At 61.0% G+C, this 17,599-nt stretch carries 20 protein-coding genes and 2 pseudogenes; 2 read left to right on the top strand and 20 right to left on the bottom strand.

The genetic code is table 11. The features are described from left to right. Nucleotides 1-3: 3 nt before the first annotated feature. The 14 genes and pseudogenes from nolL to NKJ15_RS26565 form a co-directional block, all read right to left on the bottom strand. Nucleotides 4-1,077, bottom strand: a complete 1,074-nt coding sequence (gene nolL / locus NKJ15_RS26630) for a nodulation factor fucose acetyltransferase NolL (RefSeq protein WP_352818662.1) — start codon at nt 1,075-1,077, stop codon at nt 4-6. A gap of 616 nt (nt 1,078-1,693) precedes the next feature. Continuing rightward, nucleotides 1,694-1,825: a hypothetical protein gene (locus NKJ15_RS26625; protein WP_352508098.1), complete on the bottom strand. Its 132-nt coding sequence runs from the start codon at nt 1,823-1,825 to the stop codon at nt 1,694-1,696. 433 nt (nt 1,826-2,258) lie between these two features. Continuing rightward, nucleotides 2,259-2,372: pseudogene (locus NKJ15_RS26620) on the bottom strand (SMC-Scp complex subunit ScpB); the annotation flags it as partial. Between the two features lie 409 nt (nt 2,373-2,781). Next, nucleotides 2,782-2,898: a hypothetical protein gene (locus NKJ15_RS26615; protein WP_352818734.1), complete on the bottom strand. Its 117-nt coding sequence runs from the start codon at nt 2,896-2,898 to the stop codon at nt 2,782-2,784. A 459-nt stretch (nt 2,899-3,357) separates the two neighbouring features. Further along, nucleotides 3,358-5,328, bottom strand: a complete 1,971-nt coding sequence (gene rlxS, locus NKJ15_RS26610; RefSeq protein ID WP_352818659.1) for a relaxase/mobilization nuclease RlxS — start codon at nt 5,326-5,328, stop codon at nt 3,358-3,360. 184 nt (nt 5,329-5,512) lie between these two features. Further along, nucleotides 5,513-6,199: a lytic transglycosylase domain-containing protein gene (locus NKJ15_RS26605; protein ID WP_352818657.1), complete on the bottom strand. Its 687-nt coding sequence runs from the start codon at nt 6,197-6,199 to the stop codon at nt 5,513-5,515. Then, the gene (lepB, locus tag NKJ15_RS26600) at nt 6,187-6,735 is read right to left on the bottom strand and encodes a signal peptidase I (protein WP_352541533.1); all 549 of its coding nucleotides are present in this window, start codon (nt 6,733-6,735) and stop codon (nt 6,187-6,189) included. The genes NKJ15_RS26605 and lepB overlap by 13 nt, the downstream gene beginning before the upstream one ends. Next, nucleotides 6,732-7,001: a helix-turn-helix transcriptional regulator gene (locus NKJ15_RS26595; RefSeq protein ID WP_023679653.1), complete on the bottom strand. Its 270-nt coding sequence runs from the start codon at nt 6,999-7,001 to the stop codon at nt 6,732-6,734. The genes lepB and NKJ15_RS26595 overlap by 4 nt, the downstream gene beginning before the upstream one ends. Before the next feature lie 150 nt (nt 7,002-7,151). Then, nucleotides 7,152-7,475, bottom strand: a complete 324-nt coding sequence (locus NKJ15_RS26590) for a DUF736 domain-containing protein (protein ID WP_023672372.1) — start codon at nt 7,473-7,475, stop codon at nt 7,152-7,154. Between the two features lie 544 nt (nt 7,476-8,019). After that, entirely contained in the window at nt 8,020-9,492 is a 1,473-nt protein-coding gene (locus NKJ15_RS26585; RefSeq protein WP_352818654.1) for a ParB/RepB/Spo0J family partition protein, read from the bottom strand. After that, entirely contained in the window at nt 9,479-9,742 is a 264-nt protein-coding gene (locus NKJ15_RS26580; protein ID WP_352818651.1) for a ParB/RepB/Spo0J family partition protein, read from the bottom strand. The genes NKJ15_RS26585 and NKJ15_RS26580 overlap by 14 nt, the downstream gene beginning before the upstream one ends. A gap of 78 nt (nt 9,743-9,820) precedes the next feature. Beyond that, nucleotides 9,821-10,240: a DUF2958 domain-containing protein gene (locus tag NKJ15_RS26575; protein WP_352818648.1), complete on the bottom strand. Its 420-nt coding sequence runs from the start codon at nt 10,238-10,240 to the stop codon at nt 9,821-9,823. Between the two features lie 14 nt (nt 10,241-10,254). Further along, complete coding sequence (locus tag NKJ15_RS26570) at nt 10,255-10,458, bottom strand: hypothetical protein (protein WP_352549568.1); 204 nt, start codon at nt 10,456-10,458, stop codon at nt 10,255-10,257. Then, nucleotides 10,455-11,417: an ArdC family protein gene (locus NKJ15_RS26565; RefSeq protein WP_352818645.1), complete on the bottom strand. Its 963-nt coding sequence runs from the start codon at nt 11,415-11,417 to the stop codon at nt 10,455-10,457. Before NKJ15_RS26565 ends, NKJ15_RS26570 begins: the two co-directional genes overlap by 4 nt. Before the next feature lie 344 nt (nt 11,418-11,761). Between NKJ15_RS26565 and NKJ15_RS26560 the strand changes: the two genes are divergently transcribed. Further along, the gene (locus NKJ15_RS26560; protein ID WP_352818643.1) at nt 11,762-11,944 is read left to right on the top strand and encodes a hypothetical protein; all 183 of its coding nucleotides are present in this window, start codon (nt 11,762-11,764) and stop codon (nt 11,942-11,944) included. A 198-nt stretch (nt 11,945-12,142) separates the two neighbouring features. Here the strand turns inward: NKJ15_RS26560 and NKJ15_RS26555 are convergent, their stop codons facing one another. The 5 genes and pseudogenes from NKJ15_RS26555 to NKJ15_RS26535 form a co-directional block, all read right to left on the bottom strand. Then, entirely contained in the window at nt 12,143-12,370 is a 228-nt protein-coding gene (locus tag NKJ15_RS26555; protein ID WP_352818640.1) for a hypothetical protein, read from the bottom strand. Nucleotides 12,371-12,587: 217 nt separating this feature from the next. Further along, the gene (locus tag NKJ15_RS26550) at nt 12,588-13,061 is read right to left on the bottom strand and encodes a hypothetical protein (protein ID WP_352480257.1); all 474 of its coding nucleotides are present in this window, start codon (nt 13,059-13,061) and stop codon (nt 12,588-12,590) included. 119 nt (nt 13,062-13,180) lie between these two features. Beyond that, nucleotides 13,181-13,462 (bottom strand): DUF3892 domain-containing protein, encoded by a 282-nt coding sequence (locus tag NKJ15_RS26545; protein WP_352649467.1) that lies wholly within the window; start codon nt 13,460-13,462, stop codon nt 13,181-13,183. A 274-nt stretch (nt 13,463-13,736) separates the two neighbouring features. Beyond that, nucleotides 13,737-14,674 (bottom strand): annotated as a pseudogene (locus NKJ15_RS26540) (IS1595 family transposase). Between the two features lie 189 nt (nt 14,675-14,863). Beyond that, complete coding sequence (locus NKJ15_RS26535) at nt 14,864-15,097, bottom strand: helix-turn-helix domain-containing protein (protein WP_352818637.1); 234 nt, start codon at nt 15,095-15,097, stop codon at nt 14,864-14,866. Nucleotides 15,098-15,214: 117 nt separating this feature from the next. Between NKJ15_RS26535 and NKJ15_RS26530 the strand changes: the two genes are divergently transcribed. Continuing rightward, nucleotides 15,215-15,484, top strand: coding sequence for a DNA -binding domain-containing protein (locus tag NKJ15_RS26530; protein ID WP_023722036.1), 270 nt, complete (start codon nt 15,215-15,217; stop codon nt 15,482-15,484). A gap of 95 nt (nt 15,485-15,579) precedes the next feature. Here NKJ15_RS26530 and NKJ15_RS26525 read toward each other — a convergent pair whose 3' ends face one another. Then, entirely contained in the window at nt 15,580-17,487 is a 1,908-nt protein-coding gene (locus NKJ15_RS26525; protein ID WP_352818635.1) for a putative bifunctional diguanylate cyclase/phosphodiesterase, read from the bottom strand. Nucleotides 17,488-17,599 lie beyond the last annotated feature (112 nt).

The following is a 17,599-nucleotide window of genomic DNA, read 5'->3' as shown; positions in this document are numbered from 1 at the left end:
AAATTAAGCATAGCTCCGCGACACATATCCAAGGTGGCGCACAATCCTGCGAACTGTCATCGCTGTGACAACAATCGCCAAACCAAGCAAAGTGGCGAACTCGATTCTGCTCGCGAGATCCCAAAGCTCTCCGAACGGTATTAGATCCATGAAGCGAAACACGGCACCCTGAAGCAGGTAAAGCAGCAGTGTGCTCTGACCAAGCTCCAGCGCGACAAAGCGAGCTACGCGAGTTGAATAGCCAACTCTCCAGCATAGGAATATAAGCTGCATCGCCAGTGCAGAAGTTGCTACCGAGCCAGCGAACATCAGCAACACTTGTTTGGCCGACTGTGCATCGTAGATCAAAACAAGATTGTTGTAGACGTACGTTTCCTTTCCCCAAACAAGAAAGCACATGAACGCAGCCATCGAAAGTAACACCACAAAAATAGCCTTGTGGCGCCTGATGCTAGCTGCCTGCCATCCGATCGGCTGCGCAAACAAGAACCCCAAACAAAAGAATGGGTATGTGTATCGTACCAACGGGGTTATTGACCACGGGACGGGCGCGAATGCGATCGCAATTGCAGATGCGCCTATGATCCACACCGACGAGCCATTGAAAGTCGTGAGCAACTTTATCAGGACGAAGGACGCGAAAGCTGCCCAGATGAACCAGTATGTGCCAATGAACTCCCTAAAAAAATCCAACATTCCACTGGTTAAACTGTTCGCCGAAGACATTACGGCGGCCTTCGATATCCAAATCAACGCACACCAAAAAAGCATGGGCAATACTAGTTGCATTGCTCGATCACTGGCGCCTTGAGGGAACGATTTGCGCAGAATCGCTCCCGAAGAAAGATATCCACTTATCGCCATAAACAGAGGCATGTGAAACATGTAGATCGACTTAAAATATGGCGACAGCCAAAAGTCGTCAGTGCCTCGATAGATAACATATTGTAACAAATGCCCAATTATCACCAATATAATGAGGACGCCTTTGGCGAAATCGAAGCTTAGGTCTCTGGCCTTTGTCCCTTCTGGGCACGGGTCGCGCCCCTTCGAACCGACTGTTTTGTGATTAAGCATCAGACCTCCAGCCGATATCCTGCCGTTACTGCTTCCACTTTGGTTCTAGAGTGGTTCACGCACGGCATCTTCGGATCCCATTCTGGATTGTCGCACCCCAATCCAGCCGGTAATGGAGAGGATGAGGGCCGCAGCACGACACAAGCGGAACAGGCCTGTTCTGGGTTAGAAGGCCCCAATATTTCCATTGAACTTCGTCCTCATCGCCTCAATAGCGGCAGTGCCGCCGGCTGGAATGTAGATCAACCGGAACTCAGGGCTCGCGCCGGCCAACTTCGATTGGTTTCGAATGGTCAAGCGGCGCCGGTCGTTCCATAAGCCTTCCTCAAGAAACGGGCGGTATCCGCTATTCTCTTTGGTCGGTAAAATCGATTGTGTTTATGGAACGCATGCGCACGATGGATACGTGCGCATCAGGCGCACGTGAGTGCCCACGGATAGGATTTTGCTTCGGGGGTCACCGTCCTTTCGTGACTCTTGCAGTGCATGGATGAGGCGGCAATTCCCGCGGTGCAGCACCTTTCGAGCGCGTGCCACAAAATCGCTGGGTTCGACCTGCGCGGCGCTGGGTGGAGATCCGCATGATCTAAAGCGTCACCATCCGACGGGCAACATCTCACGACGCGCCGGGCAGCTTGGCCAGCATCCGCACTGGCCGATCTTGCGCTGCGTGCGATCGCCTCCTGATAGCATAGAGCAAGACCTTCTTGAAATCGGCCTGTGCCGGCAATTTTGTCGTAAAGCTCATGGTGGCGACTCCCGCACGCGCGCAGGACAGCCGGCAGATCGCGCATCTTGGCGATCCACCCTGCCATTCGGCCCGTCGTTCTTCTTTATTCCAATGGAGATCGTAATCAGGTCCGGACGGTCACGCAGTGAAGTGTTCTCCCTTCGAGCAGCCACGTCGGCGCCGCTCAGAATCTTCGACGAGCGCGCCAGGACAGCATCGATCTGCGCAAATTCTTGCCAGCAGATCGTCCTCACATCATCATGCCCTTGGCTTCAACCGGGCTGGTGCCCTCCCCTTCCCGGCTTTTTGTCCCGACGCTCGGGTCGCGCCGCCCGGCCCGGTCAAGGCCAAAAAAATCGTCGCGGGTGAGCGCCCACTCCGGCTTCTGCCAAATATTCGTCGGCGGGTTCGCAGCACCGCGGGCGCACGGGTGAGCTCGTGGGTAGGAGTGCGGATGGAAGTAGGCGATGCACATCGTCATCAGCACCTCAGATTGTGTGAGGTCCACGGCCCGCTCGTTTCCGCCGACGGCGGCGCGGCGGGCGTCGGTATACGCAGGGCGGGTCCGTCGCCTTGGCCTCAGTTTCGGGGCAATGGCAGGCCCCGGTCAGCGCGGCGCCGAGTTGGGCGGAAAGATCGACGGCGCGCAACGCGGGGCTCCTACGCGACGAGCAGTTTTTCCCCCGGTCTGACCCGGCCTCGACTCCAGATGCCGCAATGACCGTCGCGGCCCGGCGCGGTTGATCGGGTCTCATGCCCAAAGCTGCCTCGGTGCCCAGTAGCGGCACCGCATTGCCCCTCCCAGGCGCTGCGCCAGTAAAGCGTCGGCGAGCCAGCATCCGACGGTGCGTTCGAAGCGATCTCATTCGGCGGCCATGATCGCGCCGGTCACCATGCCGCAGCGGAAAGCTGCCGAGCTCGTCTGGCCAGGTCGCTGACCGCCTCGTCGTCGCGGGCGACGACCGAAATCTTCCCTACCGCAGCGAGCTTTCTCCCGTTAGAAGATCCTCAGCGGGATGGGCAGCCAGTTCACGCCCGGCCAACAGCATCCGGCCCGCGGGGCCGACCTCGTCTCCCGGTCGTGTGAGCAGAAGAACATCGCGAAGTGCGGCTTCATCCTCGACGCCGCGAGCCTGCTCGCCGTACCGCGGCCGCCGAAAGCCCTAGGCGGTGTCACCAGGCGCCAGCCCACCTCTCTAGCTGGCGGACCATCGCATCGAGCGCGCCGATGGCCGCACCTGCAGTGATTGCAAGTCCTCATGCGCCGCAACTGTTCGGGTCGGGGGCAGCCCTGCGCAACCAGGCCGGCACCGCCGTCGTCGGCGGGGCTTCCGTGGCACCGGGAAGAGTGCCGTGGTGGCGCAGGAGGGTTTTGGCTCAGAACCATGGAATACGATGAATCATCGCGGCGCTTTTTGTAGAGCGAACGATAAGTCTTGCACGACCAGCCATTTATCCCTCGCGAGATCAATGCCGCGGGCAATTAGCAGGCGAACTCCGTCCGGACTGAGTACCCGTTTCAACGCGGGCAAAGAAGTTGTGTAGCCATGTCACGAAATGCTTGGTCCGCTTCTCTGCCGGCCGATGGTCCATGAAATCCCCTCCCCACCCATGACACCAGACACCTCCTTGCCAATATGCCGATCAAGCACCGGCCGCCATGGCACCAGCGTGAACTCGCGCGATTTCTCGATGACAGCGTATTTTCCGCCGGCGAGCTCGACGGAGCGGCGGAGCGTGCCTTCTATTCGACCTCCACTCTGGGCTTCAGAATAGGGCAGACCGAGTTCGTCAGACAGTTGACCGGCAACACGGTTCAGCTCACGTTGACGCAGGATCGAAAGCATGTTGGCGCGATAGACGATCCGGTCCTGCTCTTCCCGAGCAAGACCTTGCGCAATCAGCCACTGCCGCCGGCGGCCTTGCGCCTCTCGGACATCGCGGCCGAAACCAGAGCTGTGCAAGGCCTCCGGTGTGTCGGAAACCAGCTCTCGATCGAGCCAGGTGGCGCCGTCGAAGTTGACTTGTTGTTCCAGCAGCATTGATGAGAGCTTGTCAACCGTGACAGGCTCGGCCCCGGCCCGCTGACGCTCGTAGTCAGACACACGGTCGAGATGATCCGGTGCGACGATCCAGGTGCCGTCCGGCTCGCGCTCGACACGACCGGTCGCCCGGCGGATCGCCTCCAGTCGCCGCACGTGCGTTTCGGCAAAGCGTTCGGTGGCCGACGGGTCATGCTTGAGATGGATATCGATGCTGTAGCGCCCGTCATGGGCCGTGGCGATCTCGGCAATTGTGCGGTCGACTTGCCTTGGCCCGGTGTCCCTCGGCGTGACCCGCACTATGCAGCCCTCTGGCGTCGGTTGGGTGGCCTCGCCTTTGCCGATATCGACATAGTGGCTTTTGCCGTCCACGCCGTCGACGACGAGGTAACGGCGGTCATTGATTTCGTCGGCCAGGCCGCGCGCAATGATGCGGCCGACGACAGGCTGCATCTGCTCTGCAGAACGATCATGGACAACATAGTCGGCGACACTGCGGGCGAGCCCCTTGCCGGTCAGTTCGCGGTGCATGGTCTTGATGATGTCGCCCCGCTCGCCGATGCGGCGCAGCGTCGCTTCAAGCTCGCCATCAAGGCGCCAGCGGCCCGAGCCGACTTCCTCAGCCAGACCCATCCGCTCGAGCTTACGCAGGCGCCCCTGGTGCAGCGTCTGGCGAAACGTGTCTCGGCTGGCCGGTGAGACATGCCCGTCATCGTCGCGCAGGCGGAGCAGCTGCCGATCGATGCTGGTGAAGCGTTCCCGCTCCATTTCCTGGCGCAGGCGTTGCTTGATCTCGCGGTCCGTTCTCGGGCCAAGGTCGAGGCTGACCAGCTCGGCCGCTCGTTCACGGATTCCAGACGAGATGTAGTCTCGCGCGATGACAAGATTTTCGCCGCGGTCGTCCTTGCCGCGGACGATAATATGGGTATGCGGATGACCAGTGTTGAAATGATCGACAGCGACCCAGTCGAGCTTGGTGCCGAGGTCTTCTTCCATCTGCGCCATGAGGCGCCGCGTGAGCGGCTTCAGGTCATCATACTCGATGCCGTCTTCAGGTGCGACGATGAAGCGGAACTGATGCCTGTCGCCATCGGCACGATCGATGAACGCCTTGCCATCGACGCGGTCGCTGTCGGCGCTATAGAGCTCGCCAGGCTCCCCTTCGCGGGTGACGCCGTCGCGCTGGAGGTAGCGAAGGTGTGCACGTGCCCCGTCAACACCCTTGCCGGCCAGCTTGACGATACGCGCCTTGACGACGGCGCGCCGCTGCCGAACCGCCGCGTGGCGGTCGCGCGCTCTGAGAACGGCGGCAGCAGCCCCGCCGCGCCCCGCCCGGCTTCCGATGAAGCGGCCACGGCGACCGCTGCCGCCGCCGGCTCGGTTGATCGCGGCGCGGATCTGGCCGGCGAAACGCTTGCCTGCCTTCGAGCCGCGCGATCCGATTTTGCCCAGGCTCGGCTTGAACTCTTCATCCTGCATTGAGCCTCCTAGTAATCTTGCGCAAAATCAAAGCTTTGTCGGCAGAAGCTCTCCTGACGCTGAAGGCAGCCTCCATGAAAAACGATGTGCAGACAAAGACTTCGCCGCCTCGAGGAGGCGATGCCTTTATCTTGCCTTCCCGGACCTGCCTCCCTGCCCCGCCCGACCCACGGTACCCCTGCCCTCACCTGCGATCCGGCCGGCCTGACCTTGCTCGCTCCGATCCGAGCGGCACCACAATTTGGCCATTCGGATCGGTCGCGGAAACACCGTTTCGCAGGAAGAACAGCGACTGCCCGGACGGGTTTTCCGGCGCTTTTCCGGAACGGGATTTGCCGGTGAACGCGTCCATGTCGGCGGCCGAAATCCCGGCAGCCTTGAGCTGTTCCAAATACGAAACCGTCTCGCTGGGCAGCGGTCGCCCACGCTGCAAATGCTGTTCGTAGCGGTCCGGCCCAGCGTTATAGGCGGCAAACAGGCCGGGAAAGCCGAAGCGGTCATACATGGCGCGCAGATAGGCAGTGCCTGCCAGAATGTTGTCGCGAGGGTCGTGCGGATCGGCCCCCAGGCCAAGCTCTGCGCGCATCTCCTCGTAGGTGCCGGGCATCACCTGCATGAGGCCAATGGCGCCGGCGTGTGAGGCGATCGGCCGTCCGTCCAGCATTGTCTGCCCCCGGCTTTCGGCATCCATGACGGCATAAATCCAGGGCTGTGGAATGCTGAAACGCCGGCTTGCTTCGGCTACCAAGGGCTGCCATCTTGCCAGCTGCGGACCACGGGAGATGGCGGCCGGCTGAGCGTCGGTCGCGGCGGAACAGGCGCATGGCGCTATCGCGACCATGCCGAGCATCAGGAGGGTTACTCGGTCCATAGCGGCACGAGCCTCCCGGCAATATTTTCGGCCGGCACCGGCCCGAAATAGCGGCTGTCGAAGGAGTGATTTCTATCGTTGCCGAGCAGGAAAAACTCGTCGGCGGCGAGCTTGCGGCAGGCATTCCACCAAGGCAGCGGACGGTGCTGCGTGTCGGTTGCCAGCCGGCGCGCGACAATCTCGCCGCCGATGATGATGGCGTCGCCGAAGGCGCAGACATGCTCGCCAGGCAGCGCGGCAAGGCGCTTGACCAGCGGCACATTGCTGGGCAGATAGAAGCGTTCGGCGGCGAGATCGGCGACCGGTTTTGGCGGGCGGACGAGCACCAGATCGCCACGAGCCGGCGATCCGGACGCGAGGCGATAGAGGCCGACCGGCGCACTGGCCGAGGCGTTCCAGACCAGCCAGGGCGATGGGTTGTCGAAAGCGGCGAAGCCGATCAGGCCGAGGCCTATTGTGGCCACGGCGATCGTCTTGCGCGCCCGAACGCGCCGCAGATGGCTGCCGATCAGACGGATAGTGGGACGCCGGCTCATGAGCGGCCTCCCTCACCGGCCGAGCCGGAATCGTGCCCGGCATCCTCGGGCCTGGTCTCCTGCGCGCGTCCCTTCGACCAGTCGTCGAGCTCGTCGATGTGATAGCGGACATAGCGGCCGTGCTTGCGAAATTGCGGGCCGCCGCCTTTGAGCCGCATCTTCTCCAGCGTGCGCTGGGACAGCCCGATATAGAAGGCGGCCTGCGCGGTGTTGAGAAACGGACTGCCCTTCTTGGCGCGGGCCGCGCGTTCGTTTTCGTCGTCCATGATGATCCTCGTTTCGTTACGGACAAGCGAAGGCGAGGATCGGCGAGCGAGATCGTTTTGGGGACGGGCGAAGAGTGGGGGGCGAGTTTTCGCCGTCCCCTCCCGAAAGAGCCCCGCGCCGGTTGCGGCGCGAGGCTCGAGGCAGGCGGTTCAGTCGACCGGGTTCCAGATAATGGCGTATGTGTCGTCATCATCCTGGCCGGCGGCGCGGCCGAGATTGGCGTAGAGCTTGCGCGGACCGAACTCCGGGGCGGCAATCGACAGGCTCACATAGTCCTTGCCGGAGGTCTCGCCGGTGCGGATCCAGCCGGCCCCTACTTCGACCCCTTGCGTCAGCACCCGGAAGTCGGGATGGGTGTCGGCGCTCTTTGCCTGATTGGGCACGATGTCGATGTCGGCGCGGACGCTGAGCGTCTTGAGCTGGCCCTTGTAGCCGCCGTTTTCCTGTTTGGTGACGTATCCGATCGCGGTCATTTTTAGTCTCCTTGTGGTGCTCGCCGGGGACCATTCCCCTGCGATGGCGGACCGTGATGGGCGCGTCCGGACCGCGGAACCGGGACGGCCGCAGCGATAGCGGAGGACCCGAGCGGGCAGCTTTTTTGAAGCGAAGCGGCGCGAGGAAGCCGCCGCAGGCGGCGGGGAAAAAAGCTGCTGGCGAGGGTTTCGGGCGGGCCGGATCCGCCCATAGGTCGTCAAGCCAGCCGCAGGGGAATGGTCCCTGAGACACATGGAGACAGGTGGCGCGATCGGCGGCACAACGAGCAGGCGGCATTACAGGGCGCCGGCTGCGCGGGCTCTGTCGGCAACCCGATCGGACAATTGGCCCCATGCGCCTGGGCGCCTCGGCAAGCAACCCGGCGCGGTGCAGGGCTGCCGAAATGGGCGCGAGTTGGCGTCGGGATTTCTCGCGCGCGGACTGGCTCGACAAGACGACCAATCGGCAGCCGGCGCGGCCCGGAGCGGCGCGCGCGACCTGAGCGGCGGCACTCGAGAGAACCGCCGCTTGAGGCTGATCGGTTCATTCGCGCACGAACAGCGGCTGCACTTGTGCCCACTGATCGGCGGTGCGGAAGCCGCCGCGGCTGGTGTAGCTTTCGGCCGGGAATTTCATCCAGCGCGGCAGCCAGGTCTCGACCCTGAGGCGGCCATTCTCGCCCGCCAGGAAGTCACGGATGATGTTCTTTTGCGTCTTGACCTTCTCGGCGACATTGCCGTCCGCGACCAGCTTGCCGCCGACCTCGGCCAGCATCGAATTGGCGATTTCCTTGTCGCGCAAAAGGTCGAAGAAGGCGTCGTCCGGTTGCCACCATGCGCCCATATCGACGTTCAGATGATTGCCAAGTGCCTCGATGACAGCGCTGCCGGCTGCAAGCGTCTCGGCCATGACAAGGGTGAGAACGCGCATGACATCGTCGTCGCAGAGCGCCAAGAGGCGCGCGAACACGCCGGCGATAGCAAAGGCGTCGCCATTGCCGCCGGCGACCACGCCATCCTCATCCGGTGATCCGAGCAGGGCCAACACTTCGCGCCGTTTTTTGCCGAATGCCGCTTCAGCCTTGCAGCCGGCAAGGCTGGCAGTCACCGTCTCGTTGGCCGCGCGCTGTGGCTCACGGCGCACCAGCCACAAGCCGGAACCGGTGATGGCGTGCGCCACCACGAGTCGCAGCGCCACGGCGGGATGATCGAGCATGGCCGCGCGCACGGCCGCATGGCGATGCAGATCGACATAGTTCTGCATCGGGCCGGTGAGTTCGGGGCGCGGCGGCTTGGCGGCTGTTTCTTCTTGCTCACCGCCCTCGCGGGCGCGGCGGGCTTCCTTGTGTGGCAGCCAGCCCTCGTGACACTCGACCTCGCCGCGATGCGAGACAGTGATGACGACCTTGCCGCCCTTCTTCTTCGGGGTCTTCTCGTGGTCCCATGGGTGGAAATACTGGCCCGGTTCCAGCAGCACCACCTCGCTCCAGCCGTCGTTGAGATAGGTGTCGCGTCTGGCGGCAATCGCTTCGTTCTGCTTTTGCCAGAACAGGTCGGCATCGGCGAAATAGCTGTCCTCGCCGAACAGGTCCGAGGTGATCAGGCCGGGATATTCGTCGATGGCAAACAGCGCCACCTTGGTGGAAATCGACTGGCCGCCGAACAGCCATTGCTTCAATTGAAAGCCACGCGGCGCGTATTGATCTGGATCGGCACAGAGTGCCAGCCAGTCCTTCTGCTGCGCCTTGGACGCCATGGTGAGATGGCGCACCGTCTCGGCGTCGATCTCCTCGCGCCGATAGGCTTCGCGGATTTTGGGCAAGAGGTCGCCAAGCGCCAGAATGCGTTTGACCTTCAGGTCAGTGATGCCGAAGGTCGCAGCGATGTCTGGAACGGTGCGGCCTTGCCTGACGAGCCGCGAAAACGTCTCCCATTGCGAGACTTCGTCAGGATCGAGGCTGGCGAGGTTTTCGATCAGCGAGGCTTCCAGCGCATCGGCGTCGTCATCGTCCTCCATGATGGCGGCAGGGCAAGGGATCGCCTTCGCCGCGCTCGTCGGCAAGCGATTTCGCGGCGAAATAGCGCCGCCTGCCGGCGACGATCTCGAAGGTTTCCGGCTGGCCGTTCGGCCGCACAAGGAGAGGCACCAGCACGCCGCGCGCGCGCACGGACGGCAGGATGTCGGATATGTCGGGCGCGCGTTTTCCATGGCGCATGTTGAGCGCGGAAATGTTGAGCTGATCTAGGGGGATGTGGGCAAGCTGCATGGTTACTCTCCTTCGCTTTGGTTGAGGGTGTCCCGGCCGCAGAGGCCGAAGGCCGGCGCGGCGGGACGGTTTTTGCGCCTATCGGCGCTGCTGTTCCGCCGTGTCGGGCGGAAGCTCGGAATGGGGCTTTGAAAGGGCGTCTGCTGCCTGCCGCAGAAGTCGCTCGGCCTCGGTGATGTGGCCGCAAATGCGGGCGGCTTCGGCATAGACGGAGAGCGTAAAGCGCGCCTGGAAATGCAGGTCGCGCTCGATGCCGAGGCCAAGCGGACCTTTTAGGGATGCAAGCTCGGCCAGGCTGACGCTGCCGAGTTCGGGGAAGCCGAAGCCGAGATCGCAAAGACCGAACAGCGTGTCGCCATCGGCGTCGAGTTCGCTCAGAAGCCACGTCGCGGCACCTGTCGGATTAAACAGTTTCACAACGGGAAAATGGTCGATGTCGGCGTCGGCGGCGCCATTGGCGAGCAGTCGTGCGCGCAGTGGATCGGTGATCAGGATCATGGAAAGACTCCTTGTCAGAACAGGTCGAGTTGATTTCTGCTGGCTTCATCGAAGAGGCCGATATCGAGCGGCTTTTGCGCCGCGCGCGGACACATCGGCGCGTCCATCAGGAGGGTGAGCCGATCGCGCGTGGTGATCGGCCGGACACCGGGAATGAGCATCTGCTCGCCTTGCGGCGTCGGCTCGCTCGCGGTCAGTTGAGGATCGCGCATTGTCACGCCGCTATCCCTTCCTGCGCCTCGCCTTCGGCATCGGCCTGAAGGCCAAACAGGAAATCGGCGGCCTTGGAGGCAAGACTGGCGGCACGGAAGATGGCGCGGTTGTCCTCGCGCAGCACCTTCAGCCATGAGCCGATGTAATCGGCATGACGCACGGTCGGCTCGATACCGAGCTTGCTGCAGACGAAGGCGGCAGTGATTTCGGCGACCAATTCTTCACGCGCGTAAGCCTTGGAGCCGAAGGAGCCGGAGAGGTCGCGAGCAAGCCGCGTCGGGTGGCCGGTCCAGTGGCCAAGCTCGTGAAAGCAGGTCCGGTAATAGTCGATCTGGTGATGGAACGCCGGCTGCGGCGGCACCTGAATGTGGTCACTGCCCGGCATGTAGAAAGCGCGATCGCCGCCAACCCTGAAATCCGCACCGCTGGCGCGAATGAGCGTCTCGGCCTGCGGCACGATCTCGCACTGAGGCAGCGGCTCGGCGGCGGCATAGAGGTCTTCCGGAAGATTATCGCACTGCGCGACATTGAAGACGGTGAAGCGCTTCAAAAAAGGCACGGCCTGTGGTTCATCGCCCTCGTGGCGTGCGCGCTCCTTCTCGTCCTTGGGGACAAAGCGGTCGGCATGCACGATGGTCGTGCCGCGCTCGCCCTTCCTGACGTTGCCGCCAAGGACGAGCGCCTGCCGGAAGGTGAGCCAGTTCTGGCTGGGATAGCTGCGCTCGATGACCGCGCCCCACAGGATGAGGATATTGATGCCGGAATAGGTGCGCCCAGAGGATGCATTCCTCGGCAGGCCAAGGCCTGCCTTTGCGCTGCCCCATGGCTTGACCCATGGCACGGTGCCGCGCTCCAGCTCGGCAATGATGCGGTCGGTGATCTCCTGATAAAGGCTGGCGCCGGGGCGCCTGCCCTTGCCTGCGCCAGCCTCTGTGCTGGCGGAACGCTTGCTGTTTGCATGCATCGTCTCATCCTCCGCTCACCAATCGCCGCGCCTTTCCCCGGAAGCGGGGTGGGCGGCGAGTCGCGACCGGAAAGGCCCGCCGTGGGAGGCGGACCGCATCCGAAGGACCGGAACGAAGAGGAGGACCCTGAGCGGCACGCGAAGGGTTGCGGGCTGCCGCGGCGGGCCTAGAAGGGAGTGCCGCCCACCCCGCGCCACCGGGAAAGGCCAACAGACAAACCGCGCCGCCCGCAAGGGCGGCGGCCGTCTCAGCCCGAAGGGCTGCCCACGGCAAGGGGCGAAGCCGAATGGCCGAGACCGCCTGAGCTTGCCGAAGAAAAGCGGGCTCGGTTCACGAGCACCTGGTGCGCGTCGTCAGGCGCGCGGGCGCCCGCCAGGACGGCAGGCTGGACAGATTTTTCGCACGGACCATCGTCAAGCGCCGCAGTTACGTCGAGAAACTCGACGACATCGCCACCGTGCGCGCGGCTTCCTACGAACAAAGCCAGCGCTCGCCTTTCAACAGGTTGAGGCGCGTGTCCCAGTAATATTCCTGACCGGGATCATGATAGACGCGCTCGCCCGTTTGTGGCTTATATTGGCTTTGATGTTGCAGGCGACAGCGGCAGGGTCGATTCGAAGGCAAGAAAGCCAGCCAGGAGTTGCTTTGATAGCGACGGTTGCCCACGCCCCTTCCCTCCGAAGAGAGAATGCGACGTTTGCAGCCTGGAGTCTACAAGTCGGGTCTAATTCACCGGTCCTGTTCCGAACCATTGAATGAACGGCGCATCCTTACCCGTGATATCCTTCACCGTCTTTAACAGCGCTTCATGGGTGCGTTGGAGAGCCCGGTAATGGTTGCTGGTGGGTGATAGAAGCGGCTGGACGATGCTCTTGTGCAGCCGTTCCGCCTCCGCCAGAAAGCGCTCGATTTCAGCCTGTGAAAGCTGCTTGGAAAGTTTGGTCCGAGCCATTGCGATCTCCGTTGAGGAATCGCCCCACCTAGGATTATCATCCCAATTGTATACTTGACGTACCAATGATCGATTCGATAAAGCAGCCGGGCAGGCCGGTACTGAAAACGAGATTACGCCGCTGATGGTCGAAGCGGGCATTTCCGTTCGTCTGGGTGCCCTCACACCGCCACGGGAGACGTTGTCGACCAAAGGATGGTCGCCAAGATTTACTCATCTATGGCAGTGGTGGGAGCAGCTTCCGTAGAGCCTTAGTATTGGCTATCAGGGTTTCGACATGGTGGTTGATGTCATGCGCTTTGACGGGCTTGTTCCTGCCCTTGTTTTCGGCGGCGCGGAAATTGAACACAACAACTTGGCCTGTTGTCTTTTCCTTGCTCCAGATTCCGTGAACCCAGTTGTTGCGCGTGCCCGACATGCCGCTGATTTTCTCAATTGCCTTTGAGATGGCGTCTCGATCGGAAGACGTATCCCACTCGGGGATCATCGCTAGGAGGAACTTAACTCGGGCTTCAAAAGTTGGGATACGATAGTAGCCGAAATGCGCCATGTTGGTCGACATGTTACAGATTGAACACATGGCATGCATGAGTGTGGTTTCAGCGTTCGCCCAAGCGACGACCATATCGCCCAATGCGGTTGCGATGTCCGAATCACTACTTAGGTTGTTGAGATCGTTGTAGGTAGCCATGTCAGAATCCCCCAAAGACAAAGACCAGGACAAGGGCGACGAGATTTTGCGACGCCTGTTGAAAACCCCTCCCGATCCTAAGACCGGGAAGGGCAAGCAGCCTGTAGCGCCAGATGGCTCTAAGGACAGTGAGGGAGTGCCAGCAGGTTATTCGGCTCCACGCCGTCAGGCTCCGTCTTAAGATACTTCCGTCCGTTCGAACGCTGGCGTACGACAATCCACACGGACTCTCCTGTCGGCGCTACCGTCCAGTATTGCTCATTTTCGTTTTCGACGTTGTTTATCATCGTATCGATGTCTCGATACCAGCCGCCAGCGGCAGGGCCGCCGAGGCCCTGAAGACGACGGTCCTTGTCGGCGTTATCAGGCTTGTGACAATTTACTCGGAAAGTTCCGGCCATGTAGGCCTCCTGTGATTTGCGCCACAGGAGGGCTTGACGTGAATCGCGTAACGCGCAACTTAATGGACGTGATCACAAACAAGCCCTCCAACGGCTTGGTTTCAACTTAAAGGCGACCGTGGTTCAGACGGTCGCCTTTTACGTTCTGGCGAAACTTTGATTCGCACAAGATCGTCAATCTCGTTTTGTTCTCTTTTTTCTACGTATCCACAGGAGTCGTCGCGCCTTCTGCTTAGGCGTGACCGGCTTCACCAATCCGCCGATAGGTAAGGCGCTAGTCGCGGGCCATGCGAAGCAAATCCTCGGCGCGTTCTGCATCTGAGACTTTCAGAGCCATGCGGCGATGGTAGCGGAAATCAAACTCGGCAAGGTAGCGATGCAAATGCGCCTCGCCGCAATGCTGGTAGACGCCGATCATGCCGCGCTTGAAGACTGAGAACACGTTCTCAATGGTGTTCGAATGGATGGCGATCCCGTCCTCGTAGCGGACATATTCGCCGTCCGAATGCTTCGGTCTTGTGGGTAGCGAACTCGCCGCCAGTCTCTGTGTAGAGGTTCGACGCATCGGTGTAGAGGATGGTATCTCGCGACACGTTGCGCACCAGCACGTCACGGACGGTTGCCTTGGTGGCGTCGTTCAAATGGAACATGCGAGCCTTGCCGCCGCGCTCGACCAAGCCGACGACGATGCGCTTTTCGCGACCGCCGCCCTTGCCTTTCTTGGTGAAAGGACGCCCCTTACGTTGGGCTGATACGCGAGGCGTCTCGCGCTTTCCGATGTAGGTTTCGTCGGCCTCAACAGTCTTGCCGTTGCCGCCGATAGGACCAGCAGAAGCAACATCCTCTTGCATGGCTTCGCGTGCGGTGCGCCATAAACCAAGCGGTCTTGTAGGTGACGCCAAGCATACGATGCAACTGATGGGCACTCATGCCTTTCTTGGACGAAGCGTAGAGATGCGAAGCCAGCACCCATTTATGCAGGCCGATCTTGGAACGCTCAAAGACGGTGCCGACCGTGACCGTGAAAGGCAAACGGCATTCGTTGCATTTGTAGACGCCGGGGCGCGTGGACTTGCCCGCCAGCTTCGTGATGCGCTCGGGGTTGGCGTTGCCACAATGCGGGCAGAACGGGCCATGAGGCCAATGGATAGTCTCCAGATGCTCGCGGGCCTTGTCAGCGTCGTGGTAAATTTCGTTGGTCAGGTCGAAAATTGGCGGTAAGTCCTTGCATTTATTGAAAATTCGGCTTGGTACGTCAAGTATATAATTAGGATTATCATCCTATATCGGCATGGCCTGGTAAAGACCCACAGACCCACCCGCAGCGGAATGGCAGCTTGCCGAAGAAAAGCGCGCTCGGTTCACGGCACCCGCGCGAGCCGTTAGGCGCGCGGGCGCCCGCTAGGACCGCAGGCTGGACAGAATCTCGCACGGATCAGCGTCAAGCGCCGCAGTTAAGTCGAGAAACTCGATGACGTCGAGACGACGCTCTCCACCCTCGTACTTGGCCACGAAGGATTGGGGACGATCAAGCTTCTCGGCCACCTGCGCCTGAGTCAGGCCTTTGGCCTTGCGCAGGGAGACCAACTCGGCCAGAAACCGCTGGTGGCGGGGCGATCGAAGAGACTTGGGCATGTAGGCGAACCGGTCGGGTAAAGACCGGATCAGCGACTAATCCCGGTTTCGGATTATCCCATTTTGGGATATGCTGCGGGCGCTCAACAGGCGAGGTTCGCAGGCATGAATCGATCAATGGGAACAGATGAGACTCGAAACTCAACTCTGTGCGACGAAGTCCCCTGGTCGGAGAACCTCACGAGTTACGACAGGGAGCATTTCACGATCTACCTGCGGATCCTGGATGCCTGCGCCGACAATGCCAGCGAAGAGGAGATGGCCGATCTCATTCTAGGCATCGACCCGGCCCTTGAACCGGTCCGCGCCCGCAAGGCTCTTCGCAGCCATATCGACCGGGCGAACTGGATGGTGACGACCGGCTACAAGGAACTGTTCGCCGGCTGACGCACAGCACGGATTGTCATGCTCTTCAAACAAGGAAGTTCAGATACCCGTCACTCATGAGCGCACGGCCGCGAGAGACGGCGCGGCGGGAGCGGTCACAACTGGTTCGCGTGCTGTTTGACTGCCATTTCCAGTGCTTGGCTCAGAGGCACAGCCTTGGAGAACAGGAAGCCTTGAGCGGTTCGGCAGCCAAGCTTGTGCAGGGTTTGCCGATCCGCCTCTGTTTCGACGCCCTCGGCCATGACCTCGATCCCGAGCATGTTACCGAGATCGATGACCGATTTGACAAGCAGTCGGTCCTCTCGGGACTTAGCCAAGCCGCGAATGAAGCCCTGGTCTATTTTCACCTTGCGTATCCGACTGTCCTTGAGCGATGCCAACGTGGAAAAGCCGGTGCCGAAGTCATCGAGCGCGATGGAAATGCCGGCATGTGAAAGCCGTCCGAGCTTTTCATCCACTCTGTCCGGGTCCACCGGGGATTCTTCGGTAATCTCGATTTCGAACATCGTTGCAGGGAGGCCTTTTGCCGCCAGACCATCCAAAACCATGTCGTCGATATCGCCGGCTTCCAGTTCGCGCGGCGAAACATTCATCGCCACACGGAGATCACGACAGTCAGCTTTCACCAAACCGTCGATAAAAGCACAACAGTCGGCGAATACGGTTTGCGTCAGCAGCTGAAGCATTCCGGTTTCGCGTGCAGCTGTGATGATTTCGGGTGGAGAGATGGCACCATGAATCGGATGGGACCACCTCAGCAAGGCTTCAAAACCGACCACGGCCTCGGTGTCGAGTTTCACGATCGGCTGGAACCAAGGTTGCAAGCTTCTCGTCTTTATCGCCGAATGAAGGTCCCGTTCGACGGACTGGCGGCGTTGCAGTTCCCTGTCGAGTTCGGCATCGAACAGGCAAAATTCGTTCCTGCCACGACGCTTGGCCGTATAAAGGGCGATATCCGCCCGCAACAACATTTCGGTCAGGCCCGGGCTTTCCGCCAGGTATATTCCTATTGATGCCCCGACCCGGACGGACGCGACCTCCCGATAGGGGCGGGCAATTTTTGCTATGATATTGGAGGCGAGATCATTGGCAGAAAGCGAAACCCTCGTTGAGGGAAAAAACAGCACGAATTCATCGCCGCCGATACGAGCGAGCGTTGAGCCTTCCGGTGCTTCCTCCTCTATGCGGCGGGCGATCCTGACAAGCAGTTCATCACCGGTCCTGTGACCGTAGGTATCGTTGACGGATTTGAACCCGTCCAGGTCAACCAGCATTGCCACGAAGGGGCCATCCGCGGTCTCGAACCGTCCGATAGCGTCTTCGAGGCCACGCCTGTTGAGAAGGGCCGTCAGGTGGTCCTGCCTGGAACTGGCCTTCATCTCCGCCGCAAGCCGCTCGGCCTCATGCCTCAGGCGGCTCGCTTCGCGGAACCGTGCTTGCCCAACAAACGAAGCTCGAACCAAGCCGCCCATGAAGAGCAGAACGGTAAAAGCCAGAATGTAGTCTTCAAAATTGCCTTTCGCCAAAAGGCAACCCACCGTGATGAGGAGCGGAGGTGTGATGAAGTTGATCGCCGCCGCGGCATACGAACTGCCGTATGTAACCGCACCAGCTGAAATGCCCGCCAGAATGACCAGATGCAGCGGTGCTTGAGGTGTCGTGTATCCAACAGTCAGGACGGCCAGGAAGGACCAGGCAAACCCTGCCAGAAGAGCAAGGATGCCAAACCAGCGAAGCCGCGGCAAAACCCCCACTAATCCGTCATGGCGCCCCGTTTCCTTTAGCTGATAACGCGCGAGTGCAAGGCGGGCGGCATTTATCGCATTGACGACCAGGAACCAAATTGCAGGGGCAAAGCCGCTGCCAGAAAGGGCGTGCACCGCCCAAATCAGGCCTGACAGGATAGCGCTTATCGGCATCGACACGAAGAGGCCGGCCCTCAGGTCAGCAAGCTGATCCTGACGGATTTTGGCCTCCAGCGTGTCTTCATTCTTCGGGGCCATGGACGGACCAGCTTGCTCCCATCGTTGTTCGCGAGGACAAGCCTACGCAGGCCCACTGAAGGACGGGTTAACTATCCAGCGGGGATAACCAGTGTGCTCACCATGTCTTCGG

Origin of the sequence: Mesorhizobium sp. M0207, assembly GCF_040321995.1 — a bacterium.
GTDB lineage: Bacteria > Pseudomonadota > Alphaproteobacteria > Rhizobiales > Rhizobiaceae > Mesorhizobium.
The sequence above is the reverse complement of the archived record's forward strand: the minus strand, read 5'-3'. Positions and strand labels throughout refer to the sequence as shown.